This window comes from Paraburkholderia aspalathi (assembly GCF_900116445.1).
GTDB classification, from domain to species: domain Bacteria; phylum Pseudomonadota; class Gammaproteobacteria; order Burkholderiales; family Burkholderiaceae; genus Paraburkholderia; species Paraburkholderia aspalathi.
Genome location: NZ_FPBH01000004.1, coordinates 321,637 through 348,219, shown reverse-complemented (window position 1 = coordinate 348,219; position 26,583 = coordinate 321,637). Strand labels below are relative to the sequence as shown.

Sequence of the window (26,583 nt, the reverse complement as noted above, 5' to 3'; positions counted from 1 at the left end):
AGCTCCGCCGTCTGCAGTGCAGGGGTTCAGGTAGATGAGTTATGAGCGAGGCTATTCCTGATTCACCAGCTGTCGCGCGAGGGCGACCTCGATGCTTTCGCCGCCCTGATTCAGGATGTCGAGACCGGATTCCGGCATGTCACCGGAAGTGGATTGCGAGACGGCGATCTTCTGCCCCATCAGTTTCAGACACCGCATCTGGGCGGTGCCCTCGTACCCGAGAAAACGCACCGTGACGTCGAGCGTCTGACCAATCCGCCAGCTGCGGCGTGCCGCCTGTTGCAACGTATAGACGTTGTAGCCCGACTGAAGAAAAGCGATCGTCGGGAATTCGAGCAGATCGAGACCCGTCTTGACCAGCTCCGGGTTGGTGATGATGACCTCGGCGCCGCGCTCGAGCTGGTCTGCGACCCAGTCTTCGCGTTTTTCAGCAGCAACACTCGCACGAAGAACGGATGCCCTGACACCGACCGCATCGAAGAGATTCTTCAGTCGCACCGACGTATCCCGCGTACCCGTATAGGTCGTATAAACGAGCGTGCGACGGCGATTGAGCAGTTCGCTGCGCACGAGTCGCAGCAGCGCTTCTTCCTTGGGACCCGGCTGATCGTCGCGCAGCAATGCGGGCACGCTGGCGAGGATGCGCTTCGTGCGCGGATGACGCACGAGTTCGGGCCGAAAGCAGCATTCCGGCCATGCGAGTAGCGCATTAAGCACCACACCGAGCAGACTCTTGTCGCCGCAGCGTAACGCGGCTCGCAGTTCCGACGTCAGCGTCGATTCGAGTGCACGATAGGCGGCCGCCATTTCGTCGGTCATTGCGACCGGGAGCAGCGATTCGTCGTAGGGTGGCAAGACGTTCTGGCCTATCTGCGAGAGCTTCAGGAAGGCCGTATAGGGCACGACGTACCGCATGATGCCCTTGGGGCCGAAGCCCGGTCCCTTCACCGTCGAGACGCTCTTCCGGTCGCCCTTCGCCGTGCGGTGCGACCCTTCATCGACCTGCCTGTGAATATCGATGAGCACGCCATGCTCGCGCATGAAGGCCATCGTCGCCGCTGCCATTGAGCCGTTGCTGTTGTAATTGAACCCGTCGTCGATCAGCATGGCGGGGTGCAGCCGATAGAGCAGGTGATAGAGGTCGTCGGCGTAACCACCCATCAGTGTGCCGGTGAGCAGCAACGTTTTCGAGGCCTTGCGGGCCAGCACACCCATGGCCTGTCCCTGCGCAGAATTTTCGTTCTTGTATTCGTGGCCTTCGTCTGCGATCAGCAAGCCGAAGTAGCCTTGGGGAAGATACCGTTTGATGAACTCCGAGGCCTGATAGCCGCCCTGTCCGAACGAGATTTCAGTGTGGGCGAGGGCACGTTCCATGCGCTTCGCCTGCCGGTCCGAGAAAACGAGCTCACCGCTGTCGTCCATCAGATTGATGAACTCGTACAGATTATCCTGCAGCATGTCGGCCAGCATCGATTCGCCAAAGCGCGAGAGCAGCCGCTCGGCGGTTTTCTCGCCGACGGTTGGCATCTGCAACAGCGCGCCTTTCACCAGCTCGCGCATTGTCCGTGTGCCCTGGCCTTTCGGCGCGAGGGTCCACAGCCGTTCGCCGCAACTGCAGGCACGGCGCTTTTCGTTGAGTGCTGGCCGCGCCAGGGCGGGCGTCATTGGATTGCCGTCCTCATCGCAAACGAATTCGCCGCAGCGGGGGCAGCAGGCAAAGACGCGGGTGACGGCGTCGGTTTCCATGTCGAGCGTGGCGACGCGATGGGCAAAGGCCGGCTTCCAGTCGAAACCCATGCGCATGCGCACGCGACCGAGAATGAAAAACTCCGGCACGTCCGGCTTCGAACGCAAGACACGCAGCTGAAGCAACTTGCGTAAGGTGTCGGGGCCGTTGAGAATCCAGACGCGCGCGCCCGGCACCGTCGTTCTGATTTCGCGTCGCCACTTGTAGACGAGGTGCGGTGGCGCGATGACCAGTGTGCGCGGATAACCGGCGTGATGCAGCAGGACTGCGACGCCGATCCCCATCAAGGTCTTTCCCGTGCCCATTTCTGCATTGATGACGCCGCCTGGCGCGTGCTGCGTGAGCAGCGTCGTAATCGCGTGGACGACTTCGCGTTGCGCGGGAAATGGTGGACGCGAAAGTTCATTGAGCAATGCGTCCCAGCGTGGTGGACGGTGGCCGTCATAGATCGACGGATTCTGCTGGCGGACGGCGTCCAGCAGGCCTGCGCCAAAGTTCGCGATAAAGTCCGGCAGCGCGATTACGTCTCGAGACTGATCGCCGGGCACCAGGTCTTCATCAATGGCGTTGCTATCGACGACAGCGGGTTGCAGATCTTCCATGATGCGTCTCCATAAGACGCGGGTCGCACGTTCCCCTGGCGGGATGCGTGAGTCCCGCAGGTTGGGGTGAATGTAGAGAGCCGCGGATGCGGCTTGTGCGGCCTGGACGAGCGTTAGTGCGTGTTAGTGCGCGTCAGTCGAGCGTGAGCGTGCCGCTGCTGACGAAATCCGAAATCGCCTTTCCGAACGTGTCGGGGAGCGTGACCCGCGAAGCATGGATGCGGCCGACAGGCGCATAAGGTGTGTTGCCGAGATGGCTGACGAGCTGAGCGCCAAGTGCGTCGAGCACCGGCGTACGCCAAGGCGGCAGCAGCGGTATTGGACTGAGATGTTCGATCAGCGACCAGACGCGGGCCTGAAGGGACCCGTCGTCGTGCGCCTGTGTGTCGCGATCAATTAGCAACCATGCCGAACCAGCGGCTTTCGATGGGTTGAGGAGCAACTCGTCATAAATCCAGGTATGGACAAGGTTGCCGAACAGGTTGTCTTTCGGCAGGCGGCCGCTGTACTTGTCGAGCCGCCGCGGGTCGCCGACAGGGATGACCGCAACCGGCTGGCTGCTGTGTGGATCAAGCAGCGTGAGCTGCCGGATGCCGCCTTCCTGGACGCCCAGGTGCAGCGAGGCATAGAGCTGCTGAACGGCGCCATCGCGTCCGAAGGCCGAGACTAAGGCGAGTTCGCCATCGGGTGCACGTACGCAGGCATCGACGAAGATGTCCTGCAGTTCCTTGATGGGATACAGCATGAGGGTGCTCCAGTCTGAATGTCCGGCGCACCCACCGGGTGCAGACCCGGGCGGGTTGAGGAAATTCCGGGACTTCGCGAAGGAAGCCGCAGCCGCGCAGACGAAGGCGCCGGAAGAAAGCTGCGGGTGATACGAAGGGTGTCGCGTCACGGGCGACGACGGATCTGCTGCCGGCAGATCAGCGGGAAACGCTTTCCCCGAACGTCGTGTGGGACTCTCCGGGAAAGCGCCCCTTTCGAGGGGCGCGCAGGTACGTCCAAAAAACGGGTTCGTGCGTCAGCAGGCACGGAGCCTTTCCAGCAATGCACGCAGTTCGCGAGCCTGTTCGGCGGTGACCGTCATCGGCACAAGGGTATCGGGGTGCCACGCTTCGATCGCTGCTGCGAGCGGTAGCCGTCGGTCGGCAAGTCGTGCGAACGCGAGCAGCCGATGCGCGGCTGCATGCAATCTTGCGGCGCGTACCGAGACATCGGCGGCCGGCCACGTGGCGACCGACGTGGCGTCGAAGTTGAGGACCTGACCATCAAGCTCTTCGTAGTCGTCGTAGAGCAGTGGTATGTCCGGCGTATCGTCCCACAATGTTCCGGCGTCGAAGGCCGCACGTGCGATGGCACAGGCGGCATCGGCGCTGGCGGCCCGAACGCCGACGACGACGCGGTGGCTATGGTCAAGACTGTAGCCGACCATGAAGGCGGGCAATGGCTGCCTCCGGAGGCTCGTATCATTCATGATGTCGTGTCCGTGAAGTGCGGATCCCGCCCCCGCGGGGCGTTGCCCCGCGGGTTTGACGAAGATGATCCAGGTTAGCGGATCGTGACAATCCGGCCGAGGTTAGGGCCGGGGGTGAAGTCAATGCCCGCGATCGTCGGAACAAACCGGTCGCGCATCAGGATCGTGGTCCGGATTTCGCCCTTGTCGGTTTCCTCGATCTGGACTTCCTGCTGCTTCTGCTTGATGGTGTCGCCGCGGATCAACAGGCGCGTGCCGTCGGCGCCCGTCACCACACCTGTGATCTGCCCGGCTGCAAGCGCGAGCGCGAGATGCCAGTCGGACAGATCACGTAGTGGACGCCGCGGCGTGACAGCCTTCGCCGCAAACATCGTGGCGAACTGTGGCCAGAGCGTGGCGTGCTTCAGGCGCTGCAACTCGTGTTCGAGCTGCGGCGCGTCGATCCGTGCCGACATGAAAGCGTATTCGCCGGCCATCGAAGGGATGCGATACGGCTCGGCCGTCCAGCTTCGCGGCAGCTCAGATGGCAGTTCGCCCTCATGGATGCGGGCCAGGCGCGCGGCCAGTGCGGCGTCGACCCCATCCGCCCGGCGCTTGACGCCGACAAGCACAAGCTGCCTGAACGTCTGGTCGGGCGCGAGGAACACCTGGACCTGTGTGAAGTTGCGGGCAATCATCGTGGCGAACTCGCGGTCCATCACGTAATGCGGCACGATCAGGACTAGCACGCCGCCAAATGCGAGCCAGGGGACCGTCCTGAGGTAGAAGATCTTCTCGAGACGATCCGGCTGGCGTTCGCCCGTCTGTGCCTTGTCAGATACGACATCACCGTACGGTGGATTGAGGAACAGCAGTCCCATGCTACGGGCCGTGATGAACATGTCGTGAACGTCAGTGTGCGCAACCGTATCGAGCACTTCCTTCGCGTGCCACGCACGCTCGCGGTCGTACTCGACACCAAAGGCGCGAACCCTATCGGGCGTTGTGGAGTGCGCAACGAGCGAAGCCTTCAGTTCCTGCAGCGCCGCGCCTTCACCGCAGCAGGGATCGAGCAGTCGCGAGGGACGGTCGGGATCGGCCAGCGCGAGTGCCGGCACGATGCGCGCGAGCGTGACGGCGTCGGTCGGAAAGTACCCGTTCTTCACAAAATTTCGCGCTAGACGAGGAAAGATCAGGGCCATACGAATCTCCTGTGGGTGACGGGTGTGCCGGAGCCTGGAAGCCTGGCACACCGAAGGTGGATCGGAATCAGGCCTTCAGCCAGGTCTGGGTAGACGCCTGGAAGGCGTAGCCAAATGCGCGAAGCTGGTCGCGCTGTTGACGGAACACGCCGCGATCGACGGTCGGATCAAGCTTCACCGGCTCGCCGGCGACGATCGCATCGGCCAGGTCGGTTCCGAAGAGATCGGGCAGATACAGCTCACCAGCATCATTGCCCGTCTGCGCGGCTGCGGGCGCTTCTTCCGCGTGGGCGGGGCGAGGAGCGGCCGGTAGGCGTTCCTCGTCGACGGGGTCCGGCTCCGTCGAGGCGGACTCGCGCCCGGTCTCGCTGAACGGTTCGTCGTTGTCCAGTTGCACGTCGGCGAGCTTCGCGCGGATTTCGACGGTGACCTTGCCATACCACACGTAGCTGTGCGGATAGATTTTGTCGATCAGAAAGGTGCCGGTGTAGGCACCCGGTTCGAACTGCTCAAGCAGCTTGTCCTTGACCTTGAAGTCGCCGACGGACGTCGTCAGTTCGCCGACCTGGAAGGGGCCGTTGCTGCCCTTGATGGTGCGCACGTCAAGCGTGCCGGAAAGCGAAATCATGATGCCTCCACGGAGTGGGGCGGGACCTTCCCTGGCGGGCATGGTGTCCCGCGGTTTGGGAAAGATCGTGCGGACAGACGGCCGCTGCGCGGTGAGCACAGCGGCACAGCCGACCCGCCGAACGAAACGTTGCAGGTCCTGCTGACAGGTTTTGCCGATAGGGCGATGCGCAACCGGCACGGACAGGCAGCAGTCATGTTCATTTCCGCAAGCTCATGGACGGAAACTTCCGGCAGGTCGCGCAGGGAGCGCGACGCGTCATGACGGCGTTGATGCATCAGCCCCGTGTTGCGGGCCGCACGCGTCGGCGCTGCGCTGCGCGACGATATGACGGAACAGACGTGGCGGAAACCTGAACAGCCGCCCGCCGCTTTCGACGATCCACGAGCGATGATGTCGACTCACGACGACAGCCTCCTTTATCGACAGGCCGCTGAGTGTGAGCACATCGCCTGGCGCGAGCGGGCATGAGTGTGCCCGTGAGCGTGCCGTATGCCATGCGCGAACCTGCTCGCGCCATGCGGGCGCCACGGGCGGGACCATGTCGAGATAGGCGAGCGGGCAGGAGTAGTAAAGCGGTTCCATCTCCTCGCACATATCCTTGTATCCCCAGCCCGCGCAGGTTTTGTCCCATGCGAGCAGGTCGCAGCCGATGAAACGCATTGGCGCAACGCCTGCTGCGCGTTCAATTTCCCAGACGGTCCACAGTACGTTGCCACTGGTGCAGTGACGAAGGCAGCGACGTGTGAAGCCGTCATGCGCCTCGTCGCCTGTCAGGCGAGCGATGAGTTGCGCACGCGTCTGTCCATGACCAAACAGCCATCCCATGATGATCCTCGCAAGGTGAGGCGAGGCATCGTTCCCGGGGCGGGGCGATGCCCCGCGGGGAAGCACCGCTGGTGCGGTGCAGATGATGGAAAAAAGTGAAAACGGCGACCGTGATGCCGGCGTCACACGCGCTGCTGCGCGCGAAGATCGCGACCCGTCGCGGTACGAACGGCGCTGATGATGAACACGGTCCAGTCGGCGAAGTAGCGGCCATCGAAGACGATGGCTCCTGAGTTGAACATGAGCGGGATTGGCATCACGATCTTTGCGGTCAGAACCTCGCCATCCGGCCCGGCGACGTACGCCATGTCGGGGAAGAACAGGCGCGCTTCGAACGGATCGAGAACTTCCAGTTCGATATCGCGGGCCCTGATCGTGTGGCAATAGCGCAGTCGGCCGATTAGAGGTCCGTCAAACCCGTCGACAAGCGGGGATCCGAGCGGATCGTCGCGCCCGTTGAAGAGGCCGAGATAGAGGCCGTCGGAAAGACCGACGCTCCGGTTCGTGTAGCGCGGCAATATCCGACCGTCACGGCACCGGAAAGCCTGTTGCGAAGGATCGCCTTCGTCGACGGGCCGGTTCGCGGCGTGGGCAAGCGTCCCTGACGTTCGCGCGTGGTGTTTCGTTCGGACACCCGGCCAGTAGTGCAATCCGACGTCGCGGGGCTTGTCGACGGATGCTTTGACGGCACGGCAGCTACAGTTTGACATGGGCATCTCCGTGATGAGTCGCGGAGACGCGCCCCAGCGGGATGCGTTCCGCAGGGTGTAAGAGAAGGGCAGGACGTCAGTCGATCGCCGCGAAGATTTCGCGGCTTTCCGCGTGAGACGGTACGAAGGCGAGCAGCCTGTGATAGAGGTCGGTGAAGCTTGCGTCTTCGGTCGACCACGCCATTGCATTCAGCGCGAACAGCGTGGCAACAATGCCTGCGGCATCGCTGCTCATCTCGCCGTCGTATCCGTTGCCGTCGCAGGTGATGGCAAGCGGCCCATCCTTGCGCGGTGACATATAGAATGCGCCGTTGGACAGTTCGATGTAGTCCCAGAATCCGCCGTGATAGGTGTCGCATAACGATGACATTGCGGTGTAGACAGCAACTTCCGCGCGGATCATGTGCCTGCCGAAATAGCGCGGCAGGATATCGATGCGGCGTTCATCAGGCACGATCGTGGCAGTGATGCCGTGTGTTTTGCTGGATTGAGTCATGACGTTCTCCGGAAAGACGCGGCGAACGGCTGCCCGGGCGGGGAAGCGCATCCCCGCGAAGGTTGGACAAGGTGAGGCCCGAAGGCGTGAAAGGAGGTGATTCCGGAGCCCGCGTCGCGTGACGCGGGAACAGCCGTGCAGACAGTGGCACCGGAAGCTGGCTGTAAAGGTGTCGCCTAGCGTGGCGACAGACGGGCCTGCAAGCTGGCAGGCCGGCAGTGAAACCGTCATGCGTCATTCGCTCTCATGCGTACTTTCATTGCAGGTGAGAAGCGAATGACGCATGACGCCTGGCAGTTGAACCTGCCAGGCGCGTGTCTGGGCCGGAGAAATCGTTCCGGCACAAACGGCACGGCGTGTTCGGGCCACCGTGAACCCAGAGCGCATGGTGGCCGGCGCCGGCTTTCCCGGGCGTTTCGTGATACGTCGCCCGGGAAAACCGGCAGACCGGTCGTGCGTGGGAGAAGACCCCCGCGAGGCGGGGGACGAGGGGTTACGGTTCAGTCGGCACTGACGGGCGCACGACGGGCACTGGCGTTGCCATGACGGCGCAGGGTTGGATAGCGGTTGGTGCGCGGAGCAGTGCGCTCAGCCGGAGACGGCGCTTCGCTGGGTTCCCGCGCATTGCTACTGCCCGGAAGCTCCTCGACGCTGGCCGAATCGTGCTGATCACGAGGGTCAGTGGACGGTACATATGCGTTGACCCGTTCCGGCGCCTGATCGTTTTCCGTGTCGGCGTCGTCGCTTCCATCACTTTCATCGCGGTACACTTCCTGGCCGTCGACCTTGACCCAGAAGAGCTTGAGCAGGCGCCCCTTGAGTACGGCTCCGGTTTCGCCCGCGCGGTTGCCGGTACGCTCGAACGTCCGGATGTAATGGTCACCCGAGCGGAAGGCAACGAGGACTTTCACATCGGGATCGTTCGCGTCGTCCATCACGGCGCGGACCGCTTCCCTGGCCTTTTCGCCGGCGACGATCAGGTCGAGCGGAAGATAGACGATGCCGTTCTCGACATTCGGATCGCCATGAAACGCGGAAATGGCGCATGCGAGGAAGGGTTTCGCCTTGCTGCGGCCATTGCCTTTGGCGGCTACGTCGCGCACGCGCGACAGATACCCGAGGCCACGCAGATGAAGGTCGAAATACTTGCGGGGTTCGACTGACTGATTCATGACGATTCTCCAGAACGAAAAAAGGGGAATCGCCATGTCCCGCGTCGGGGAATGGTAATTCCCCGGGGCGGGCAAGGAAGGAAGCTTCTGGTCAAACGACCTGCGGCGGTCCAGACAATGGGACGAAGCGCAACCGCAAAAGGTGTCGCAAAGCGACGGTGCTGCAAGGGATGCTGGATGGGCTCCAGCGGGCAACTTCAATCGCGAATCATAGCCGGCCAAATCGAAAAATCAAGGTGATAACCGCGCCATCTTTATTTCCTGCGAGACCGCTATAACGGGATAGCTTTTGAGTTCACGACGCATCACGATATGCCACACGCCGTGCATAGGCGTCGCGTTGGATACACGAGCATCTTGCCTTGTCCCTTCCTTTTGTGACGGATCCCAAGTGTGCGTGATCTGTCACGCAAGCTCATCAAAATCGAGCATTGAAGCGGGTGAAATCCCGAGTGTGACAGCCAGCACACAGATGTTATAGAGGGCGATGTTGCGCTGACCCCGCTCGATGCCGCCAATGTACGACCGGGCGAGGCCGCTCTCGAGCGCCAGACGCTCCTGCGACCAGCCGCGCGCCTTGCGAAGCGCAATCAGGCGTTTGCCAAACAGGACAAGCGGGTCGTACTGCATCGACATCTCGATCGGAAAGATATCGAAGGGTACGGATTTGACCTGTTTGAGGCCACGCTCTATGATAGGACGCACTATGAGTGACAATTTTCCGTTTCGATCACAATAGTGCTGTGAAAACGACGCAGGCACCGCTTGCAGCTGGAATCGCCGGTGTCCTGCCCGATGACTTCTCTCCAACAGGAAACCCAGTGAGCCAACCGGTCTCGGATCTCTCACAGCTGCTGGCGTCGATGCAGCCAGAGCTGAATGAAGGCGCCTATGTTTTTTCGTCCGTGCAGGCAGACAGGGATGTTTCCCGGCTCGCTCCCCTTGCGACCTTTCGTGAGCGCGAGGGATTGACCGTCATCATTGATGAGCCAACGGCGGTGCGCGAAGGGTTACCGGTGCTTTTCCGGGCAGCGTGGATTACATTGACCGTTCATTCCGATCTGCAGGCGGTAGGACTCACTGCCGCGGTGGCTGAGGCGCTGACGAAGGCCAGCATCAGCTGCAACGTCGTTGCCGCTGCCTTTCACGATCATATTTTTGTACCGCTCGAGCGCGCGGCCGACGCGTTGGCACAGCTTTCCGGCCTGCAGGAAAGTGCGGAGCGGGCCGCAGCGGGCTGACCGTCGCAGTTTATCCGGTGTATCAGAGCAACCGCGTATGTATTCGGCCTCCGGTTGAAATGCGGATATCGACTTCGTCCGCGTCGGGCGTCGATTCCATCTCGTCAGCGCAAGTGAGTATGACACCCGAGATCCGGAATACACGGCCTGTCCGCGTGGCGTGTCCGGGGCGGTTTATTGGACCCCGGGCATTTGCGGATCCGACGTCATTGCCGCTACGATTGCCACTGCGATTGTCAGACTGGGCCAGTTCTGCCGCGACTGGCCCATAGTCGCATGAGTGCCGCTGCCACCACGATCGCAGCTCCGCAGGCGGCGTAAAGGTGCGCTTCGGTTGTGTCCGGGAACATGCTCGGAAGCAGGAATATCAGCACGCCGAATGCGCCCGTTAGCAGCGTGGCGAATGCCTGCACGCGTCCGATGATGGCCCCATCCACGACCGTTAGCAGATGCCCATTGGCTGCTGCGCGTGACAGGTTCCAGAGCATCCCGGCAAGACAGTAGAGGACGATCGCGGCCGGTGCGTCTGGCGCCAGCGATAACAGGATCAGCGAGCCCCCGGCACCGCCTTGAACGGCGGTGGTGCCGCGCATCTTTCTGGCGACTGGCGGACATCCGCCAGCAGCAAGCGCAGCCATTCCGGCGATGGCGGCTGTCATCTCGAGTACGCCGAAGAGATCACCGTTTCCCCTGAGCTTATGAACAACGAAGCCCGGCAATAGCAGGTTCGTGATCTGAATCACGGCAAAGGCCAGCCCCACCGTTACGGCAGCAGCGAAGCTTTGTGGTTCGTTCACAAGGTAGCGGAAGGCTTCGAGCGAGGCGGTAAGCGGGCTGGTGCGCCTGCGTGCTCCGTTCCCGCGTGCGGCGCTCGCCAGAATGCGGAGCAGGGGCACAATGGCCAACGCGATACATGCGCTCACGATCGCCGTGGTGATGCTGCCAAAGCGGTTGATCGCGTAGCCGCCGGCACCAGTGCCGATCGCGCTGCCTGCCTGGTTAAAGAGGGACAGGCGCATGTTAAAGCCCATGCGCTCCTTCTCGGGCGCGAGCGACTGAAGAATACCGCTCATTGCGCCTGCGAGAAGTGCATAGCCGAACGCGCCGAGAACGCCTGAAACGATCAGCAGTGAAGGAGGGCTGGCCGGGATTCGTGAATATCTGAAGCTTCAGATACAGTAACGATTACCCTCAACTGGAAATTAGGCGAAGCGACAGCCAGGGAGCCGTCTGTAGGACGAAACCCCGGCCGTTTCGGTGCAGATAATCAGAACGTTTCGAGGAATGCCATGACCTTGTCGGTTGCGTGAGGGTTTCCAAAGCACAAAGTCGAGCGGATCACGCTTTGCATGAAGCTGCTGTCGCCATTCCGGGTTCCTAATGCGCGCGGGGTCCCCTGCATCGAGCAGTGCGGCTGACCGCAGCCGACCGAGGCTGTGTGAAAACACGTTGATCGCCTATAGTTAGTCAACACGTTTTCCGATGGTGGCCCATGAAGCGATACATCGAAAGCGCGGCGCGAGAGCAAGTCGCGTTGCTGCCTGAGTCTCTCGACGATTACGTCGACGCTGATAACCCTGTACGTGTGATTGACGTATTTGTCGACGAGCTTGATCTGATGAGTCTTGCTTCGAGCGTGCTGCACCAGCTGTAACCGGTCGACCGGCATATCACCCATCGACCCTGCTCAAGCTGTACATCTATGGGTACCTGAACCGGCTTCAATCGAGTCGTCGTCTTGAGCGCGAAACACAGCGCAATCTGGAACTGATCTGGCTGACGGTCCAGTTGACCCCGGACTTCAAAACCATCGCTGACTTCCGCAAAGACAACGGCGGTGCGATCCGCAAAGTCTGCCGGGAGTTTGTAATGCTTTGCCGGCAATTGAAGCTGTTCTCGGATGCCACCGTTGCCATCGATGGAAGTAAGTTCAAAGCGGTCAACAACCGCGACAAGAACTTCACGGACCACAAGCTTAAGGCTCGCATGGAGCAACTCGAGCAAAGCATCGGCCGTTACATGGATGAACTGGATCGGGCCGATCGTGAGCCAGCGAGCCTACCGGAGGGACGCGTCCCGCACCTGAAAGAAAAGATATTGAAGATCAAGTCGCAGATGCAGAAACTCGGCGAGATCGAAACGCGCATGCGTGCAGCTCCAGACGGCCAGATCTCGCTAACTGATCCGGACGCGCGCTCAATAGCAACCAGCGGTCGTGGCACAAGAATGGTCGGCTATAACGTGCAGACCGCTGTGGATCTCAAGAACCACATGATCGTTGCGCATGAGGTCGTCAATGTTGGCCACGATCGTTCCCAGTTAGCGGCGATGGCCAACCTGGCGCGAGATGATTGGTGCAAATCAGCTAACCGCATTTGCTGATCGCGGTTACTACAAGAGTGAGGAAATTCTGCGACGCGAGCAAGACGGAATCCAGACGCTGGTCCCGAAACCGCTGACCTCAAACTGACCTGCCCTGGAATTTTCGGACCAGCTCAAACTTGAGAGAATGGCTTCCAACGGAGAAAGGAAGTCAGGAAAAAGAGCCGGTTTTCCGACGAGCAGATGGTCACGATCCTGCGTGAGGCAGACAAGGCGCCGGTCGCCGAGGTCGCAAAGAAGCATGGGATCAGCGAGCAGACGATCTACAACTCGCGCCAGCATTTTGGCGGCCTCGAAGCAGCCGACGTTAAACGGCTCAAGCAGTTGGAGCAGGAGAACGCCAGACTGAAGAAGATACTGGCGGAGCGGGATCTCGAGCTGGACGTAATGAAAGAGATCAACGGAAAAAAGTGGTGAGCGCGCCCGCGCGACGCCAGCAGGTCGCCTACGCGAAAGCGCGGGGCCTGTCTGAGCGACGTGCGTGCGCGCTGATGTCGGTCGCACGGTCGGCGTTGAATTACGGGTCGAAGCTTGCTGAACGGGACGCACCGGTGCTCGCCGCAATGAGCATTCTGTCGGCGCAATATCCGCGCTACGGCTACCGTCGCATCCAGATCTTCCTGGGGCGCCAGGGTCACGGGATGTGCGCGGACCGGGCATGGCGGCTGTGGCGCCTGGCAGGCCTGCAGGTGCCGCGCAAGCGCCCGCGCCGGCGGGTGTCGGTTCGTCGCCCACGGCCGCAGCCGGCGACGGCGGCCCGGCACGTCTGGGCATACGACTTCGTATTCGACGCCTGCGCCAACGGCCAGCAACTGAAGTGTCTGATTGTGATCGATGAGTACACACGTGAGTGCCTGGCGCTTGACGTTGCGGGATCGATCCGGTCGAAGCGCGTCATCGAAGTCCTGTCACAACTGGCCAGCGTTCACGGTGCGCCACGCTACCTGCGCTCAGATAACGGCCCGGAATTCGTATCACGGGCCATCCTGAAGTGGGCTGCCGAAAACGGCATGGAAATGGCGCTCAGCGATCCCGGAAAGCCGTGGCAGAGCGGCGCGGACGAGAGTTTTAACGGCAAATTCTGTGACGAATGCCTGAGCCTTGAATGGTTTCGGACACGCGCCGAAGCGAAGGTAGTGATCGAGCAGTGGCGGCGCCACTACAATGCGATTCGACCACATTCAAGTCTGGCATACCTGACGCCCGACGAGTTCAAGCAGCAGTATTGTTCAACTGAAGCAACCGAGGCCGTTCCCCAAGACTGAAATGGCCCGAAGAAATCAGGCAGGTCAAAACAGCAAGGCCGAGGGTCGCTTTGATAAACGAAACTTCGTCTACATCGAATCCGACGACGAGTATCGTTGCCCGGCTGGAGAGCGGGCCATTTGGCGCTTCACGACTGTTGAGGCCGGCGTGACGATCCATAAGTACTGGCCGTCAGCGTGTCCGAAATGCCAACTGAAACCGCAGTGCACGCCGAGTCCATACCCAAGAGTCACGCGGTGGGAACATGAGAAGGTGCTTGAAGAAATGCAGCGCCGACTCGATCAGACGCCGGACGCCGCGAGGCTGAGACGACAGACGGTCGAGCATCCGTTAGGAACGCTCAAGTTCTGGATGGGCTCTGTGCACTTTCTAACCAAGACGCTGCCACGTGTTCGAACCGAGATGAGCCTTCACGTATTAGCCTACAACCTCAAGCGACCGATGAACATTCTGGGTACGAAGGCATTGATCGAGGCGATGAGGGCCTGAGAACGCCCATCGCCGCGCCACCAATTGAAAAGCTGCGAAGTTGTTTCCTTCGATCGCGCTTTACCCCAACTTATCGCCGCTACGCGCCGAACGTTTCCACACAGCCTCGACCCCTTCCAGCCCTCCAGCGAGACCAGGAACTGACGGCCGCATTCGAGGGTGCAGCCGCCGTTGATTGAACTGCGCCGGACGCGACTAAGCAATTTGGCATTGATTGGCATCAAATTGGTTCTATAATGGGCTCTCACTCTAAGCGCGGCATGGCTGGAGGCTGCCCCACCATGAGAGCGTATTGCGGGGCCGCGCGGCCCTGTTCGGGTACGTACACTAACCTGTGGGAAACGGCAAACATGGAAGAATCGAAACATCAGGACGGCGTTGAGTCGCACCCCCCAAGGCCCATTCGATGGGGGATTGTCGGCGCGGGCCACATAGCCGGTCGGTTCGCCGAAGGCCTGAGCTTTGTACAAAACGTTAAGCTTGTCGGCGTGTGGGCGCGGCGGGGGGTACAGGCCGAAGAGTTCGCTCGGAAGCATGGGACGCGCGCCTACGCCAGTTTCGACGACCTGCTGGACGGCGTCGACGCGCTCTATATCGCAACGCTTCCGGACAGTCATTCGCATTACGCAACGCGTGCGTTTTCCGCCGGTCGCGCGGTTCTATGCGAGAAGCCCGCAGCCGTAAGCGCTCGCGAACTTCAACACCTGCTGAATGCTGCGAAGGCCTCCAACGTTCTATTTATGGAGGCTATGAAGCCACCGTTCTATCCGCTCTTTCTAAAATTAACGGAACATCTCGCGGAAGACCCGATAGGGGACATCGGATTCGTGCGTGCCGGTTGTTCGATCGCGGACGTTCCACTCGATCACCCATCGTTTCGGTTGGAACGTGGAGGTGGTGCTTTGCTGAATATTGGTATCTACGAGGCGTTCCTGGCGGTTCGATTCCTCGGGAGCGCGATCAATGTGCAGACGCTAGGTAAATTGGGACAAACCGGTGTCGATAGCTTCGCAAGCCTCAATATTCTTCACGAAAATGGCATCGCGCAAATATTCTGCGGGCTGGATTTGGACGGCAAAGGCGACGCTTTTATCGCTGGCACGAAGGGGTCCGTCACAATCCACGAAAACTGGTGGAACCCGTCTCGAGCCACTGTTCGCTACCTTGGAGGACGGGCAGTCGAATTGCATGAGCCGTTTCAGGGAGGCGGACTTAATTACGAAACGGCCCATTTCTGTGAGGTAATGCGCTCGGGTGGAATTGAAAGCCCAGTCGTCACTCATGCCATGTCGATGAAAATGATCGCTATCATGGACGCTGCTCGTGCCGAACTGGGGCTTATATACCCGTTCGAAGCTAGGTTGGCAGGGAGGCCAACACACTGAGCTTGAATTCCAAACGAACCGTACTGGGCAACATCGCTGGGTCACCGACAGCGAGACGATTGATATCATTCGCGCTTTGGCAAGAACCCTCCCGGACCTGTCGATTGCTGCGATCATCAATCGCCTCGGCAGACGCACGGCCAGGGGGCATACATGGACCGCAGCGCGCATTGGTATCTTGCGCCACGATCATTCGATTTCTGTCTACCGCGAAGGAGAGAGGCAGGAGCGTAACGAACTGACGGCGACGGAAGCGGCTGCATTATTACGTATCAGCGCGCCCGCGGTTCTGCGTTTGGTCCGCACGAAGCAATTGCCGGCTACGCAGGCGTGCATTGGCGCACCGTGGGTTATACATCGCACCGATATAGACGCGTATTGCGCACAACGGGATTCGGCTGAAGGCCCGCAATCGGCAGATCCAAATCAACTATCCATTGATCTTCAATAACATAGGGAGGTGAGCATTATGTCTCGTGTCCGGGCGGCCCGAGGAAATGAACGGCCTGGCGTCGCTCAATGAATTCAAGTTGCGCAAGTGCCATGATGCGGTCACGGTCCAGACTCGGCTGGAAACTGAAGTCGTAATGCACATAGTGTTTTTCAGGGAATCGGCGGGGCTCGCCGACGTAATCCGCATCCTGCATCAGCAGACGGATTCCCAGCAGGCCAGGGACCCGGATCAGGCTTGTTCGACCGGAACCTTGCCCACGAACATGTCATCGCGGCACATGTGAGCAGCCTTTCTCACGCGAAATAGCCTGATGCCGGCGGTCGAGTTAACGTGCTCGGCTTGCGAGATCGAGTGGGACGAGCATCGCGGATAATCGTAGCCCGTGGCAGCTTCACCATGCCGGCCGCTAGCGCATGGGCTGATGTCATGTTGATCTCTTGGAAAAGTGATGAAGGACATAAAGGCAATCCTGAAGGATCTCGCTGACGCTGAGCCCTACAAGCCAGCGAAGAAGTTGTTCATGGACAGAGCGGGAAAGCTGTCCGGACTCATGCTTGTCCTGAGCATGCTATGTATGGTTCTGCTTGGAGTCTCCGGACTTTGCTACAAGGTCGACCGCTCTCCTGTACTGGCGTACGTCGCACTCACGTTCTGGCTTCTGACGACCTTGTTCGGTATCCTTACCATGCTCGTCGAGCCGATTGCGATGTTCGTCGTCATGCTACGCTGGAAGGCAGAAACGCTGGATACTTTCGTCCGCGAAATCGAGAATGATGAAGCTCACGTGCGGCGCCTGATTCACCATGACGAAGAGGCCCTCAGGCGGGTGCAGTACTGGCTACAGCTCAAGGCAAAGCGCCTGGACGCCCGAATTGTGTTCTTCTTCGGGGGAAGCGCGGCAGTGTATTCGCTGCTGGCCCTGACGCTGTCGAACATGAAGGATGCGGGCGGCCTGTCCTGGCTTGAAAATACCTTCCTGCGTGGCTTTGCCGCTGACAACCTGGCAAACACAGCCATCCTCTGGGGTATTGCTCTGGTGTTCGGTGCGTCGGTCGGTGCGATGCTCATGAAGGTCGTGCAGGGCCGTTACACGTACCATCTCGAACTGGTCGAGCTGGCACTGATGCGTAAGTCTTCCGATGCGACAACGCCCGCGTCACCGGCCGGCGTTTGACTGGCCGCGATCCCTGCCGTCACGCGGGTTGGGCGCCGAGCGCTTGCGTTCTCGCGAATCTTCAGGGTGGCGCGATCCTGTCGTTGTCGCTATTGCCTGCGAGGGCCCGGATGGGGTGACTACCTACGCGGACCTCACTTTCGCGCAGACGGCGCAGCACGCCCGCGTTGGTCGCGGGTCGTCCTCCCGGACGACTGCATTCGAGCCGTCCGGGGTTATCCCCGATGGTGCCGGAAACAAATCCTCGCATTCCGTGTTGGCCCGCATTGGCCACGCCGAAACCTATGGCGCGGGCTCACCAGTGCGCGTCATCCGCGTGGGTGCGGCGGTACCAAAATGTGCGCTGCGTGGCGGTTCGCCGGGCGAGGCGCGCACCGCACGAGCTTCAGAAGAGCCGGCGCGAAACACCAGTGCGGGTTCCATCCGGTCAACGACAACGTAGGGCGGGTCGGAGTGCCAGCGCAGGAGTAACAGGCCCGCCGGCGTGTCGGCGAAAACGGCGGGCACGCGTTTTGGATCGGCGAATTGCAGATAGATCTTCCGGCCGTCGTCGAACACCTGGTACGGTCGGGCTTCGGCATCTCCGCTCAGATGCCAGTCGAAGTCGTAGACGGGCCCCGTCATCGGCGGCGGTTCGGCGCGGGCTGACTGGAGCAGGCAGCCAGCGACGAGGACGGTTGCAGAAAGCAGGGTGGTGGCTTGTTTCATCGATGGCAGCTCCCGTCAGTGACGCCGGGTGGCAGCAACATGTCCCGCTGGGTGATGAACGTGATGCGCTGGCCCGGCTCGAGCTTCAGCGTCGGCTGGATATTCATGTTGCGCTGGAGAATGGTTTGCGTCGTCTGCGACAACGATTGCGCTGCGGCCGATGACAGGTCCGTCGCCACGCCGCCGTTGACGTTGATCGTCGTGCCGTTCGACTGGTTCTGGTTGTGGCCGATCCAGGCGGCGACGCCCGCGATCAGGAACGTCGAGCCGAAGATCCGGAAGAAGTGGTTGTTGACGTCGGCACTGACACCCGCCTCGCCGTCGGGATCGTTGCCGGTCAGGCCGTCGAGTCGCATCGTCGCGTGACGGAAAATCATCCGGGTGGCGGCCATGAGCATCAGGTCCTGGCCGATCGCCACGTCATTGTTGGTCCGGCCGAGAATGCGCGTGCCCTTCGGGATGAGCTTGCAGGTGCCGTCGATGCTGTCATAGATGTCGCGGTCGACCATCGCGCGGAAGGCGCCTGGCATGTCGCTTTTTGCGCCCTGCAGGATGACCGTGGGAATGGGCGTGCCGCCCAGTACCATGTACGGTGACCTGAGCGGGACTGGGGCCAATGGTTTCTCATCGTCAGCCGTGTCTGACTGCTGTTTCAGCCAGTCCGCGTTGCGTCGGTCAATGCCGCTCGCGACGCTTGCCTGCTGTAACGCAGACGACGCTGTGTCAGGCGCGCCATGGATCGTCTGAGCGGCGGCGTCAGACTGCTCCGGAAGGTTTGGCAGGCGGCCTGCAGGACGATCCGGGTCCTGGACACTGGTGGTCCGTCCCGATGCGTCCTGGATGCCGCGTGTGGTGTCTTCGTACGCAACGAGCGACTGGCTCTGCATCGCTTCGATCTGCCGTTGAAGGGCGAGACGATCGGCATCGCGGTTCGCCGCCGAACCGGACGCGGGATAGTCACGCGGCAATGGACCAACATTATCGCCGGGTATCCCCTTGGGGATGCCGTCAAGCGGCGTGCCGCCAAGCGGAGCGCTGGCTGTTTCGTTTCCTGCACGGGCCATCGCGAGATTGCGCTGGTCCTCCAGCCGCTTGCGTAGCGCATCCGGCGACGCCCTGGGCTGCCGCGCCTCAGTATCGAGCTGCTCTCTCGCGCGTCGTTCGGCAGCGCTCTCGTGCGGGTGAGATAGCGCGTGGACGAGCACAATCGCGACGAGGGCAGAGCCCAGCGCGACCAGCAGCACTTTCGCGAGATCGCGCCGCACGCGCGTCAGGCGCGCGGGATCGGGCGTAAGCGGGGCGCCGCTGTGACCGTTGTGTTGCGGGGCGGCCATGATCACGGCTTCCCATAGACATTCGTCATGCGCGCTGCATCGCAGCCGAAGAGCCCGCAGCCTTTGCCCTGACCGTTGAAGATCCGGACCCGCTCCTTGCCGCGCTTCAGCAGCAACCCATACGGAACGGTCTGCTGCACCTCGTAGAAGTCGTTGCCAAGCGGAACGAAGCTCGCGATCTCAGCTTCCCCCTTGTCGTCCATCAGCAGGATGGCGGGCAGTTCGGCCTGATGCGGAAGCTGGAGGTACGTGAACCGCCCGTCGTCGAATACGATCACGGGCGCGAACGGCGCTTTGCCCTCGACGCGGTAGTCGAAGTTCGCGTGATCGAGCGCAATGTGAGGGCCGTCCGGCCCCGCCGTGTCCGATGCCGGCTGCCCTTCGGGCGTCGCGCGGTCCGGCCGCGCGGCAGCGTTGCTCGTGGGCACGTTACCCGGGTATTCGATGCCAAACGGCGAGGCCTGTCCTCCTGTTTTCTGTGCATTGGCATCGAGGTAATGCCACGAGACCCGGTGGTAGACCTTGCCGTCATCGGACGATCGCAAGTCGAGTTCGTAGCGCCGGCGGGACGTGATGATGGTGGCGGCATTATCGAGTCCGGGCAGGCGCGCCTCGATAAATACATCCCGCTTCGTCAGAGCGGTGTGCTCAAGCCAGCGCTTGCCGGTATCCGACAGATAGACGCCCACCACTTCCTCGTCTGGTCCGAACACCAGATGCGTTTCCTGGCTGGTCCGCACGGGCACGGGGTACGAGTAGTCCGGGTCGTAGTCGTATACGACGAGCGACGCGTCATCAGGCGCGGGGTAGGGACCATTGATCGCCGCATGCGCCGCCGCGTGCCGGCGGTGTCGGGAGGACGAGGGAGCAGGATGTGGAGGGGCCGCGTCCGGCCGCTTCTGTGCCATGGAGGGTATGCCCGGCGGCAGCGGCGAGGCAGCAGGCGGGGCTGACGACGCGGATTGCCCGTTGGCCGTCGCCATGCTGGCACCGAGCAGCATCGCGACGCATGTGACGGATGCAATGACGTTCATTGCGCTGCTCCAGGATTGACGCCGAGATAGGGCGTGAGACTGAAATGGGTGATACGCAGGCCGATCGGGTTGTCCTTCTCTTCGCCGGGCTTCAGGGTCTCGGGTGCGAGCAGGAAGCTGATCGTGAGCAGCATCTGTTTCGGTCGCGATGGTTTGCCGTTCACGCTCTCGACCAGTGTGAAGATCAGGTACGCGACCTGGCCATCGGGCGAGAACGAGGTGGAGTTCTCGACGAATTCACGGGTGAGCCCCGGCGTCTGCACGACACGCTGCGCGACGGGATCGGTCACCGTGATCCAGGTTTCGAGCTCCCGCGTCGCCGCGCCCGATGTCCAGCCGAACGCAGCGGGGATCTGACGCGTGAGCGTGTCCTGGCTGTCGGCCTCGATCGTGAACACGCGTGAGGCCCATTTCACCAGGAAATAGCGCCTGTTGGCCGCGGTCACTGAATACGTTTCGGCGTAACGGTCCGAGACCCACACCGCGCCGCTCTTTTCGTCATGCTCGACAAAATACGGACGCAGACCACTATGCGCGCTCTGGACGATCAGTGCTGCGCATTCGCCGGCTGCGATCAGCGCGAAGGCGGCGGCGACCTTGATGGCGAGGCGCTTTTCCCACACAGGCCGCTGAAACGCAGCGAACCATGCGGCCACGGCTTCTCCGGTGTTGGGCGGCGCGAAGAGATCAGTGCCGGCAGGGGCGGCCGGGTCTGAGTGGGACGGACGCGACGGTGGCATCTGTTCATCCATTGCTCATGCCTGCGCGCAGGCCCGCGCGTGCGGTGCTAGACTGAAACCCAGTTCACTTGCTGCGAGGGTGCAGCCATGGCCAGACTGAGGATCATCCTGCTGTATTTCGTGCTGCCAGTTTTCCTGTTTGCCGCGTTCGTCCTGTATCAGGTCGGCGCGCAGCATTTCGGCGTCGCGATGGTGCTCGCAGGCGCAATGGTGTTCATCATCTGGTCGTGGATCAGAACGACGCCAAGCGAGCGTGCAGAGGCGCAACGCGTCGACGAAGAGGCCCGGTATCTGCAGGAGCAAGAATGGGCGTCGTACTACGCATCGCATCAACAGGATCACCATCACTGACCTCACTTGAAAATCCCTGGCGTTATCTGACGACCGATAGCGCCCTTTCCAAAGCCTTTAACTCCGCCGCCTCCGCCACCGGTAACTAGTGCTCTGGCGATTTCCGGCACCTGCCACATCATGAAAGCCCCTACGCCGCAGACGAGCGCAAGCGCGAGCATCGCAAGGTAGTTCGTCGCGTAGTACGCGTCACTGTTTGTGCCGCTCTGCGTCGCGGTCTGCTGCACGAGGCTCTGGATGCCGGGCAGCACGCCGCTGTCGACGATCGCCATCATCAGCCAGGCCACCACCTTGAAGAGGCCTGCGGAGATCGTGAACCTGAGCCAGCCATCGAAGAGGAATTCAGCGACAGGCAGCACATACCATGGGATCAGGACCGGTCCGAGACAGAAGGCAATGTCGAGCAGGAACGAGCCGAACTGCACAACCACGACGAAGATCAACGTCATGAGCGTGATCGCGATGATCGCCAGCGCTTTCGCGAGGAACGCGAGCAGGATCAGCGGCAGGTTCCTGACGAGCGTCCAGATCGAACTCACGCCCGCCGAGTTCGCCCCTGCGTCACTCGTCGCACCGCATTCCTGATGTTCGGTGTTCGGAATCACGACGCCTTCGGGCGTGGCATCGGGCACCTCCTCGCACACCTGGGCGGCTTCGGTGCGCACGCCCTGCATGATGGTCGAGGCGGCATTGACGAGCGCACGCAGCAGATCGCCAGGATTGCCGTCGCCGCCGGACACGCGTGAGGCCATCGTCTGCATGTTGTCGACGAAATAGCTATGAACCGTGGTGCTCCACGCGGTGAGCAGCACCAGGATGACCGCGCACCTGATCAGGTGGCGAAACAGGTTCGCGAAGAAGCCGGGGAAGTCGCCCTCGAGCAGCCACAGGAACACGTGCCAGGTCGCGATGATCAGGCCGAGCGCTGCGAGCAGGTCCAGACCGTCGGACAGGAATAGCGTCTGCAGGCTGCCTCCTTTCGCCTGCATCGTCGCGAATAGTGTGTTGAGGACCGAGATGACGTCGTTCATGACTCAGATTCCACATCCGTTTAGCGCAGACCGCCGGCGAGGCGAACCATAGCCAGCAGTGCAGCGAGCGGCAGAGCGAACCAGCCGGCCGCAAAGACCTGCGGGCTGTCAATCTGCACGATCAGGAGTCCTGTGAGCAGGGACAGGCGGGTATTGCGCGTGATCCGCCGGTCGAAGCGCCACTGCGCGTCTCGTTCCTCGTCGATGGTCTGACGGTGGTCACGGTACGCGCGTACCCCCCCGAGGACGAGCCGCAGTTCGGCAGGTGTCATGCACAGCGAGCGGATCAGCCAGCGCAGCAGCATCGTCGCCTCCGCGTCACGGGTTCTGCAGCAGATCGAAGTCCGGCGCGCCCTGCGTCGTCTGCTGTTCCTGCTGGTTGACCCGGCCCATCGCTGCGGCCCGCGCAGCGGCGAGTTGCGCGGCATTGCCCTGGGCCTGTGCCTCGCCGGCGCGGTCCTGCATCTGCTGCGCGACCTGGCGCTGCATGAGCGCGTGCAGGTCCACCATTTCGCCGGCAAGCACGTTCGACTGCTGGTTCAGCATCTGCAGCCCTTGTACGGCGCCGGTGACATTTGGAATCTGGGACTGGATCTGCTGCAGGTTCTCCGCGCGAGCGGCGAGCGTGTTCAGGTTCTGCATGTCCTGCGTGAGCTGCTGCTGGTAGATCCCGCCACGCATCGAGGCAAGCGACGTGTAGGCCGACAGCCACTGCGCCGGTGACATGCCGGTCGAGTTCATCTCCGACAGGCTGCGACCGAACAGGCCACTCGTGGCGTTCGCCGCCTGCTGCAGCTGCGTGATCGCTGTCGACAGCGACTGGAAATTTGCCATCTGTGTGCGGTAGGGGGCGATCGTCTGGTCGATGAGAGAAGCCGGCACCTGCTTCAGGTTCTGGACCATCGTCACATACTGCTGCAGGCGCGTGATCTGCGCCTGGACATTCTGTTCGACCATCTGCGCCTGCTGCGAAACGGACGAAGCCAGTTCCGCGTGATTCAGGAGTTGCGTGATCTCCGTGGCGCCGCCGGTCATGCCGCCACCGGCCCGGGCAGCACCGACGTGCACAAGTAGACCAATGACCAACGGTGCGCCGATGCGGCCGGGCAGGGCGTTACGCATGGCCGGCCTCCGGCGCGGGCGCGGGCATTGCATCGCCGCGCGCCTGCGCTGCGGCTTCGTCGGTGTACCGTTCCTTCCAGTCCGGATAACCCGAATGCAGATGCCGGTCGAAGACGATCTGGGCGCTCATTTCCGAGCGCAGGATTGCTATTGAGCGGGGATCAAGCGGCACCGAAATGCGGCGCGACGCGCCACCCTGTTCGGCGATGAAGTAGTCGCGCTTTGCGACGAGCTTCTGGATCGTGCGGATCTGACCGTCGGACAGGCCGAAATCGCGCTGGTAGGCGGTCTTCGCGGAAGGGGTAAAGTTCTCGACGGGCACAAACACGCGCACGAGTACGTTGTCGCGGATCTGCGGCCAGACGGACGAGGACGACACCTGCTCGGGCGATTGGGCATCCATCCATACGCAGCCGAGCTTCTTGCGCATCGTGACGATCCAGTTGCCGATCTGCCTCGCGAACGATTCATCGTCAAGCAGATTCCAGATCTCGGGCAGCATCACGAGCGTCGGGCCGATCACGCCGTTCGCGCGTCGCTGCTCGAGCGAATCCTGGATGCGGTAGGTGACGTACGACAGGAATGGCCGTGCGATCACCGGGCTCGCGAGAATCCGGTCGGTTGCCATCGAGACCCAGTGCGCGTCATCGAAGCTGTCGTCGACGTTGTCGAAGTAGTGGGCGTGCACGGCCCCGCCGACCCACAGCGCCAGTTCGTCCGCGAGCGGCCCGGCTGGCAATGACGCGTGGACCGTGCGCAGTCGCCAGAGCCGCCGGTCGGTGCGGCTGCCCCGGCTGCGAACCGCGGCGAATGCCGTTTCCAGCTCGCGCCGGTCGCCGGCGCTCACGCGATACGTGCCGCGTTGCTGCACGAGCAGTACGACCCATTCGACGAGGAATTCGAGATGTCGCGGGTCGGCCAGGAGCACCAGCGGATTCATCTGCGCACGCTCGTCGCTGTGGACGTCTCCCGGCTCGCTGTCGAACTGCATGTAGCGACCACCCTGCAGGATGGTCGGGATGCGCATCGACAGATCCTTGTCGAAGCCATAGAGCCGGGCGTTCGGATACTTGCGAAAGAGCGTCGCGCACAGCAGCATGAAGATCGTCTTGCCGAAGCCGGTGCGCCCACATACCAGCATGTGCCCGACATCACCCAGGAAGCCGGTAAACCAGTAGGGTGTGCCGAACTCCGTTGGGAACGCAGCCAGCGCGGGACAAAGCACGCCGGTTTCCTTTGTCAGATGCGCGTTGATGCGATGGCCGTCCGAGACACCGCGCAGGGGCAGCAGGCGGGCCAGGGCTTCCGTGTCGATGAACGACCATCGGGCACATTCGCGCCACATGCCGGGAATCGTGGTTGCGAATGCAGAAAGGGCGTGAAGGGTCTCGCGCAACGGCGTGAAATGCGCTGCGCGCAGCGCTTCCTCAACCGCCTTGTGGGTGGCCGCGGCCTGGGTCCATGCCGCGTCAGCGGTGTGGCCATCATCGAACGGCCCTGTCTCGAATACTGGCGAGTACGACAGCACGGACAGGTTGTAGTACCCGTACAGCTCTTCAGCCATCTCGACTTTGCCAGCGCGGCGGTTGGCTTCGTCGGCTGCGTCCGAACGTGCCTGGTTCTGCCGCGCACCAGACATGTCGCCGCCGCGCAGGGCGGCGGCAAGGAGCGATCGCGTATCGAGCCGGCGTCCTTCGTGATAGCGGCGCACGCCGTCGATGAAGCGCATCGCGGCAGAAGGGGATGTGACCCGGAAACAGTGACTGATGGTTACCTCGCCCGGTACCTTGAGCAGGCCGTCGAGACTGGTCGGCAGAACGCTGTCCGGCCAGAAGTCACGGCGGCCTGGAATGCCTGCTGCGATCCCGAAGCGCTGGCGGCCGCCAGCGTAGAAATGGAGGTAGTCGTGGCCGGGCCGCACTTCGCTATCGCACATGGCGACGTCGAGCGCAGGAATGTCGGGGACCGGCACGGCCTGCAGATGATCGCTGGCGGGCGAGCCGCAGGCGTGCATGAAGGCACCCAACCGGTCGCCGGACAGCCGTCGGCAGGCGAGGCGCGGGTTGCCGGCCACGAAGCCAAACAGGATGTGCTCGAACGTTTCGACGACGGTCGCAAGTTCCGAGGCGGTGTACGCGAACAGGTACTGGTCCGAGAACGTGCCGCGCACGGCCTGCATCAGCGACCGGGCGACGGGAAGCCCGTCGCGCGTCATCCCGTGCGTGACCTTGCCCGCGAAGCGATCGATGCCGACCTCGGGCGCCAGCGTGAAGGTCACGTAGTGACGGTTTGTATAGTTCGCAGCCTGCTCGAACGTTGCCCGTCGGGCGTCGTCCACCTGCTGTGAAACCGGATCCGGCATCGGTGCGCTGAGATACTGCGCGCTGCGCCGGCGGTGGACGGTCCACCACATCGTGACCGGACGGCGCGCCGTGTCGCGCAGGGACGTGACAAGGTTGTCCATCAGCTCGAGGATGTGGCCCGTCGACAGCGCATCGGCGTCGGGTCCTGAAAACGCGTACGTCGCCATCAACGCCGAGTCCTTGTTGACGACGAGCGCGTCGCTAAAGCGGAAGAGCCACGGCACCAGTTCGGCGGTGGAGCGCCGATCGCCATCAGTGCGTCGTGCAACGCGGGCCAGCGATTCGCTGTCGAACGGGGAGCGTGCAAAGGCGGACTTCAGCATGGCAACCCTCGCGCAAAGCCTTTCGGGCGCGCGTTGACCTTCTGGCGCAGGAGATGGCGCGGTTCGTAGTAATCGCCCTGGCGGCTGTATCTGGTGTAGCAGCGGATCTGGTCCGGATCGCGCCGCACGGCAAGCCACAGCACCGGGTGCGTCACCAGCACCGCGAGCAGCACCCACGCGTTGCGCATACCGGCGGCAAACGTGATCACGATGGCACCCTGTGCGATGCACCAGCGACGGTCGATGCCGAGCAGCAGGAACTGTTCGAGCATCGTCTTGCGGATGCGTGCCGCGAGCGGATTGTCCGGTTCGCTGTCCGCGCGTTGATCGGCGTGCTGTGCGTCCATT

26 protein-coding genes and 3 pseudogenes are annotated in these 26,583 nt (G+C 62.0%); 8 read left to right on the top strand and 21 right to left on the bottom strand.

Features of this window, described 5'->3' with window-relative positions:
• Window positions 1-51: 51 nt before the first annotated feature.
• From BM438_RS09020 to BM438_RS08975, 10 genes are all read right to left on the bottom strand, one after another.
• Window positions 52-2,349 (bottom strand): SNF2-related protein, encoded by a 2,298-nt coding sequence (locus BM438_RS09020; RefSeq protein ID WP_093633918.1) that lies wholly within the window; start codon window positions 2,347-2,349, stop codon window positions 52-54.
• Window positions 2,350-2,482: 133 nt separating this feature from the next.
• Window positions 2,483-3,094 carry a hypothetical protein gene (locus BM438_RS09015; RefSeq protein ID WP_093633917.1) on the bottom strand — a complete coding sequence of 204 codons (612 nt, stop codon included), beginning with the start codon at window positions 3,092-3,094 and terminating at the stop codon, window positions 2,483-2,485.
• A 276-nt stretch (window positions 3,095-3,370) separates the two neighbouring features.
• Window positions 3,371-3,823 carry a hypothetical protein gene (locus BM438_RS09010; RefSeq protein WP_093633916.1) on the bottom strand — a complete coding sequence of 151 codons (453 nt, stop codon included), beginning with the start codon at window positions 3,821-3,823 and terminating at the stop codon, window positions 3,371-3,373.
• Window positions 3,824-3,897: 74 nt separating this feature from the next.
• Window positions 3,898-5,004, bottom strand: coding sequence for a DUF6094 domain-containing protein (locus BM438_RS09005; RefSeq protein ID WP_093633915.1), 1,107 nt, complete (start codon window positions 5,002-5,004; stop codon window positions 3,898-3,900).
• A 67-nt stretch (window positions 5,005-5,071) separates the two neighbouring features.
• Window positions 5,072-5,632: a DUF3275 family protein gene (locus BM438_RS09000; RefSeq protein ID WP_093633914.1), complete on the bottom strand. Its 561-nt coding sequence runs from the start codon at window positions 5,630-5,632 to the stop codon at window positions 5,072-5,074.
• Between the two features lie 258 nt (window positions 5,633-5,890).
• Window positions 5,891-6,460: a hypothetical protein gene (locus tag BM438_RS08995; RefSeq protein ID WP_093633913.1), complete on the bottom strand. Its 570-nt coding sequence runs from the start codon at window positions 6,458-6,460 to the stop codon at window positions 5,891-5,893.
• A 122-nt stretch (window positions 6,461-6,582) separates the two neighbouring features.
• Window positions 6,583-7,170, bottom strand: a complete 588-nt coding sequence (locus BM438_RS08990) for a hypothetical protein (RefSeq protein ID WP_093633912.1) — start codon at window positions 7,168-7,170, stop codon at window positions 6,583-6,585.
• Window positions 7,171-7,246: 76 nt separating this feature from the next.
• Complete coding sequence (locus tag BM438_RS08985) at window positions 7,247-7,666, bottom strand: antirestriction protein (RefSeq protein ID WP_093633911.1); 420 nt, start codon at window positions 7,664-7,666, stop codon at window positions 7,247-7,249.
• A 500-nt stretch (window positions 7,667-8,166) separates the two neighbouring features.
• Window positions 8,167-8,838, bottom strand: a complete 672-nt coding sequence (locus BM438_RS08980; protein WP_093633910.1) for a DUF3577 domain-containing protein — start codon at window positions 8,836-8,838, stop codon at window positions 8,167-8,169.
• A 405-nt stretch (window positions 8,839-9,243) separates the two neighbouring features.
• Complete coding sequence (locus BM438_RS08975; RefSeq protein ID WP_093633909.1) at window positions 9,244-9,468, bottom strand: helix-turn-helix domain-containing protein; 225 nt, start codon at window positions 9,466-9,468, stop codon at window positions 9,244-9,246.
• 191 nt (window positions 9,469-9,659) lie between these two features.
• Between BM438_RS08975 and BM438_RS08970 the strand changes: the two genes are divergently transcribed.
• Window positions 9,660-10,079: an ACT domain-containing protein gene (locus BM438_RS08970; RefSeq protein WP_093633908.1), complete on the top strand. Its 420-nt coding sequence runs from the start codon at window positions 9,660-9,662 to the stop codon at window positions 10,077-10,079.
• Between the two features lie 236 nt (window positions 10,080-10,315).
• Here the strand turns inward: BM438_RS08970 and BM438_RS08965 are convergent, their stop codons facing one another.
• The gene (locus tag BM438_RS08965; RefSeq protein WP_093633907.1) at window positions 10,316-11,230 is read right to left on the bottom strand and encodes an MFS transporter; all 915 of its coding nucleotides are present in this window, start codon (window positions 11,228-11,230) and stop codon (window positions 10,316-10,318) included.
• 341 nt (window positions 11,231-11,571) lie between these two features.
• Between BM438_RS08965 and BM438_RS08960 the strand changes: the two are divergent.
• The 5 genes and pseudogenes from BM438_RS08960 to BM438_RS08940 form a co-directional block, all read left to right on the top strand.
• Window positions 11,572-12,543: pseudogene (locus BM438_RS08960) on the top strand (IS1182 family transposase); the annotation flags it as partial.
• A 101-nt stretch (window positions 12,544-12,644) separates the two neighbouring features.
• Window positions 12,645-13,726 (top strand): IS3 family transposase gene (locus BM438_RS08955; protein ID WP_093633906.1). Its coding sequence is split into 2 segments (ribosomal slippage): window positions 12,645-12,864 and window positions 12,864-13,726, totalling 1,083 coding nucleotides; the frame shifts between segments, so codons are not numbered across the junction.
• 31 nt (window positions 13,727-13,757) lie between these two features.
• Window positions 13,758-14,216: pseudogene (locus BM438_RS08950) on the top strand (transposase); the annotation flags it as partial.
• Window positions 14,217-14,566: 350 nt separating this feature from the next.
• A complete protein-coding gene (locus BM438_RS08945) occupies window positions 14,567-15,601 on the top strand; it encodes a Gfo/Idh/MocA family protein (RefSeq protein ID WP_244179305.1) in 1,035 nt (344 codons plus the stop codon).
• Entirely contained in the window at window positions 15,540-16,052 is a 513-nt protein-coding gene (locus BM438_RS08940) for a helix-turn-helix domain-containing protein (protein ID WP_244179304.1), read from the top strand. Before BM438_RS08945 ends, BM438_RS08940 begins: the two co-directional genes overlap by 62 nt.
• Window positions 16,053-16,080: 28 nt before the next feature.
• Here BM438_RS08940 and BM438_RS08935 read toward each other — a convergent pair.
• Window positions 16,081-16,188: pseudogene (locus BM438_RS08935) on the bottom strand (ATP-binding protein); the annotation flags it as partial.
• A gap of 315 nt (window positions 16,189-16,503) precedes the next feature.
• Between BM438_RS08935 and BM438_RS08930 the strand changes: the two are divergent.
• Window positions 16,504-17,229, top strand: coding sequence for a hypothetical protein (locus tag BM438_RS08930; protein WP_093633903.1), 726 nt, complete (start codon window positions 16,504-16,506; stop codon window positions 17,227-17,229).
• Between the two features lie 282 nt (window positions 17,230-17,511).
• Here BM438_RS08930 and BM438_RS08925 read toward each other — a convergent pair whose 3' ends face one another.
• From BM438_RS08925 to BM438_RS08910, 4 genes are read right to left on the bottom strand one after another with little or no spacing between them, the layout of a single operon-like run.
• Window positions 17,512-17,937: a TrbG/VirB9 family P-type conjugative transfer protein gene (locus BM438_RS08925; RefSeq protein WP_093633902.1), complete on the bottom strand. Its 426-nt coding sequence runs from the start codon at window positions 17,935-17,937 to the stop codon at window positions 17,512-17,514.
• Complete coding sequence (locus BM438_RS08920; RefSeq protein ID WP_093633901.1) at window positions 17,934-19,271, bottom strand: TraB/TrbI/VirB10 family type IV secretion system protein; 1,338 nt, start codon at window positions 19,269-19,271, stop codon at window positions 17,934-17,936. Before BM438_RS08920 ends, BM438_RS08925 begins: the two co-directional genes overlap by 4 nt.
• Before the next feature lie 2 nt (window positions 19,272-19,273).
• On the bottom strand, window positions 19,274-20,305 hold the full coding sequence (locus BM438_RS08915; protein WP_093633900.1) for a TrbG/VirB9 family P-type conjugative transfer protein: 1,032 nt from the start codon (window positions 20,303-20,305) through the stop codon (window positions 19,274-19,276).
• Window positions 20,302-21,057 (bottom strand): VirB8/TrbF family protein, encoded by a 756-nt coding sequence (locus tag BM438_RS08910; protein WP_093633899.1) that lies wholly within the window; start codon window positions 21,055-21,057, stop codon window positions 20,302-20,304. Before BM438_RS08910 ends, BM438_RS08915 begins: the two co-directional genes overlap by 4 nt.
• Window positions 21,058-21,132: 75 nt before the next feature.
• Here BM438_RS08910 and BM438_RS08905 point away from each other — a divergent pair, with 75 nt between their 5' ends.
• The gene (locus tag BM438_RS08905) at window positions 21,133-21,396 is read left to right on the top strand and encodes a hypothetical protein (protein WP_093633898.1); all 264 of its coding nucleotides are present in this window, start codon (window positions 21,133-21,135) and stop codon (window positions 21,394-21,396) included.
• A 2-nt stretch (window positions 21,397-21,398) separates the two neighbouring features.
• On the opposite strand, the gene BM438_RS08900 is transcribed toward BM438_RS08905, so the two are convergent.
• The 5 genes from BM438_RS08900 to BM438_RS08880 are packed head-to-tail and all read right to left on the bottom strand — an operon-like array spanning window position 21,399 to window position 26,582.
• Window positions 21,399-22,427 (bottom strand): type IV secretion system protein, encoded by a 1,029-nt coding sequence (locus tag BM438_RS08900; protein ID WP_093633897.1) that lies wholly within the window; start codon window positions 22,425-22,427, stop codon window positions 21,399-21,401.
• A gap of 20 nt (window positions 22,428-22,447) precedes the next feature.
• Window positions 22,448-22,732 (bottom strand): hypothetical protein, encoded by a 285-nt coding sequence (locus BM438_RS08895; protein WP_093633896.1) that lies wholly within the window; start codon window positions 22,730-22,732, stop codon window positions 22,448-22,450.
• A gap of 13 nt (window positions 22,733-22,745) precedes the next feature.
• Window positions 22,746-23,549, bottom strand: a complete 804-nt coding sequence (locus BM438_RS08890) for a conjugal transfer protein TrbJ (protein WP_244179303.1) — start codon at window positions 23,547-23,549, stop codon at window positions 22,746-22,748.
• The gene (locus BM438_RS08885) at window positions 23,542-26,235 is read right to left on the bottom strand and encodes a VirB4 family type IV secretion system protein (protein ID WP_093633895.1); all 2,694 of its coding nucleotides are present in this window, start codon (window positions 26,233-26,235) and stop codon (window positions 23,542-23,544) included. The genes BM438_RS08890 and BM438_RS08885 overlap by 8 nt, the downstream gene beginning before the upstream one ends.
• On the bottom strand, window positions 26,229-26,582 hold the full coding sequence (locus tag BM438_RS08880; RefSeq protein WP_244179302.1) for a VirB3 family type IV secretion system protein: 354 nt from the start codon (window positions 26,580-26,582) through the stop codon (window positions 26,229-26,231). Before BM438_RS08880 ends, BM438_RS08885 begins: the two co-directional genes overlap by 7 nt.
• Window position 26,583 lies beyond the last annotated feature (1 nt).

Excerpts from the sequence above, each read along its gene's own strand:
- BM438_RS09020 (WP_093633918.1), bottom strand. The coding sequence starts at position 2,349 with ATGGAAGATCTGCAACCCGCTGTCGTCGATAGCAACGCCATTGATGAA.
- BM438_RS08905 (WP_093633898.1), top strand. The coding sequence starts at position 21,133 with ATGGCCAGACTGAGGATCATCCTGCTGTATTTCGTGCTGCCAGTTTTC.
- BM438_RS08890 (WP_244179303.1), bottom strand. The coding sequence starts at position 23,549 with ATGCGTAACGCCCTGCCCGGCCGCATCGGCGCACCGTTGGTCATTGGT.
- BM438_RS08895 (WP_093633896.1), bottom strand. The coding sequence starts at position 22,732 with ATGCTGCTGCGCTGGCTGATCCGCTCGCTGTGCATGACACCTGCCGAA.
- BM438_RS09010 (WP_093633916.1), bottom strand. The coding sequence starts at position 3,823 with ATGAATGATACGAGCCTCCGGAGGCAGCCATTGCCCGCCTTCATGGTC.
- BM438_RS08990 (WP_093633912.1), bottom strand. The coding sequence starts at position 7,170 with ATGTCAAACTGTAGCTGCCGTGCCGTCAAAGCATCCGTCGACAAGCCC.
- BM438_RS09005 (WP_093633915.1), bottom strand. The coding sequence starts at position 5,004 with ATGGCCCTGATCTTTCCTCGTCTAGCGCGAAATTTTGTGAAGAACGGG.
- BM438_RS08925 (WP_093633902.1), bottom strand. The coding sequence starts at position 17,937 with ATGAAACAAGCCACCACCCTGCTTTCTGCAACCGTCCTCGTCGCTGGC.
- BM438_RS08920 (WP_093633901.1), bottom strand. The coding sequence starts at position 19,271 with ATGGCCGCCCCGCAACACAACGGTCACAGCGGCGCCCCGCTTACGCCC.
- BM438_RS08930 (WP_093633903.1), top strand. The coding sequence starts at position 16,504 with ATGAAGGACATAAAGGCAATCCTGAAGGATCTCGCTGACGCTGAGCCC.
- BM438_RS08900 (WP_093633897.1), bottom strand. The coding sequence starts at position 22,427 with ATGAACGACGTCATCTCGGTCCTCAACACACTATTCGCGACGATGCAG.
- BM438_RS08975 (WP_093633909.1), bottom strand. The coding sequence starts at position 9,468 with ATGCAGTACGACCCGCTTGTCCTGTTTGGCAAACGCCTGATTGCGCTT.
- BM438_RS08985 (WP_093633911.1), bottom strand. The coding sequence starts at position 7,666 with ATGACTCAATCCAGCAAAACACACGGCATCACTGCCACGATCGTGCCT.
- BM438_RS09000 (WP_093633914.1), bottom strand. The coding sequence starts at position 5,632 with ATGATTTCGCTTTCCGGCACGCTTGACGTGCGCACCATCAAGGGCAGC.
- BM438_RS08885 (WP_093633895.1), bottom strand. The coding sequence starts at position 26,235 with ATGCTGAAGTCCGCCTTTGCACGCTCCCCGTTCGACAGCGAATCGCTG.
- BM438_RS08910 (WP_093633899.1), bottom strand. The coding sequence starts at position 21,057 with ATGGATGAACAGATGCCACCGTCGCGTCCGTCCCACTCAGACCCGGCC.
- BM438_RS08880 (WP_244179302.1), bottom strand. The coding sequence starts at position 26,582 with ATGGACGCACAGCACGCCGATCAACGCGCGGACAGCGAACCGGACAAT.
- BM438_RS09015 (WP_093633917.1), bottom strand. The coding sequence starts at position 3,094 with ATGCTGTATCCCATCAAGGAACTGCAGGACATCTTCGTCGATGCCTGC.
- BM438_RS08980 (WP_093633910.1), bottom strand. The coding sequence starts at position 8,838 with ATGAATCAGTCAGTCGAACCCCGCAAGTATTTCGACCTTCATCTGCGT.
- BM438_RS08945 (WP_244179305.1), top strand. The coding sequence starts at position 14,567 with ATGGAAGAATCGAAACATCAGGACGGCGTTGAGTCGCACCCCCCAAGG.
- BM438_RS08995 (WP_093633913.1), bottom strand. The coding sequence starts at position 6,460 with ATGGGATGGCTGTTTGGTCATGGACAGACGCGTGCGCAACTCATCGCT.
- BM438_RS08915 (WP_093633900.1), bottom strand. The coding sequence starts at position 20,305 with ATGAACGTCATTGCATCCGTCACATGCGTCGCGATGCTGCTCGGTGCC.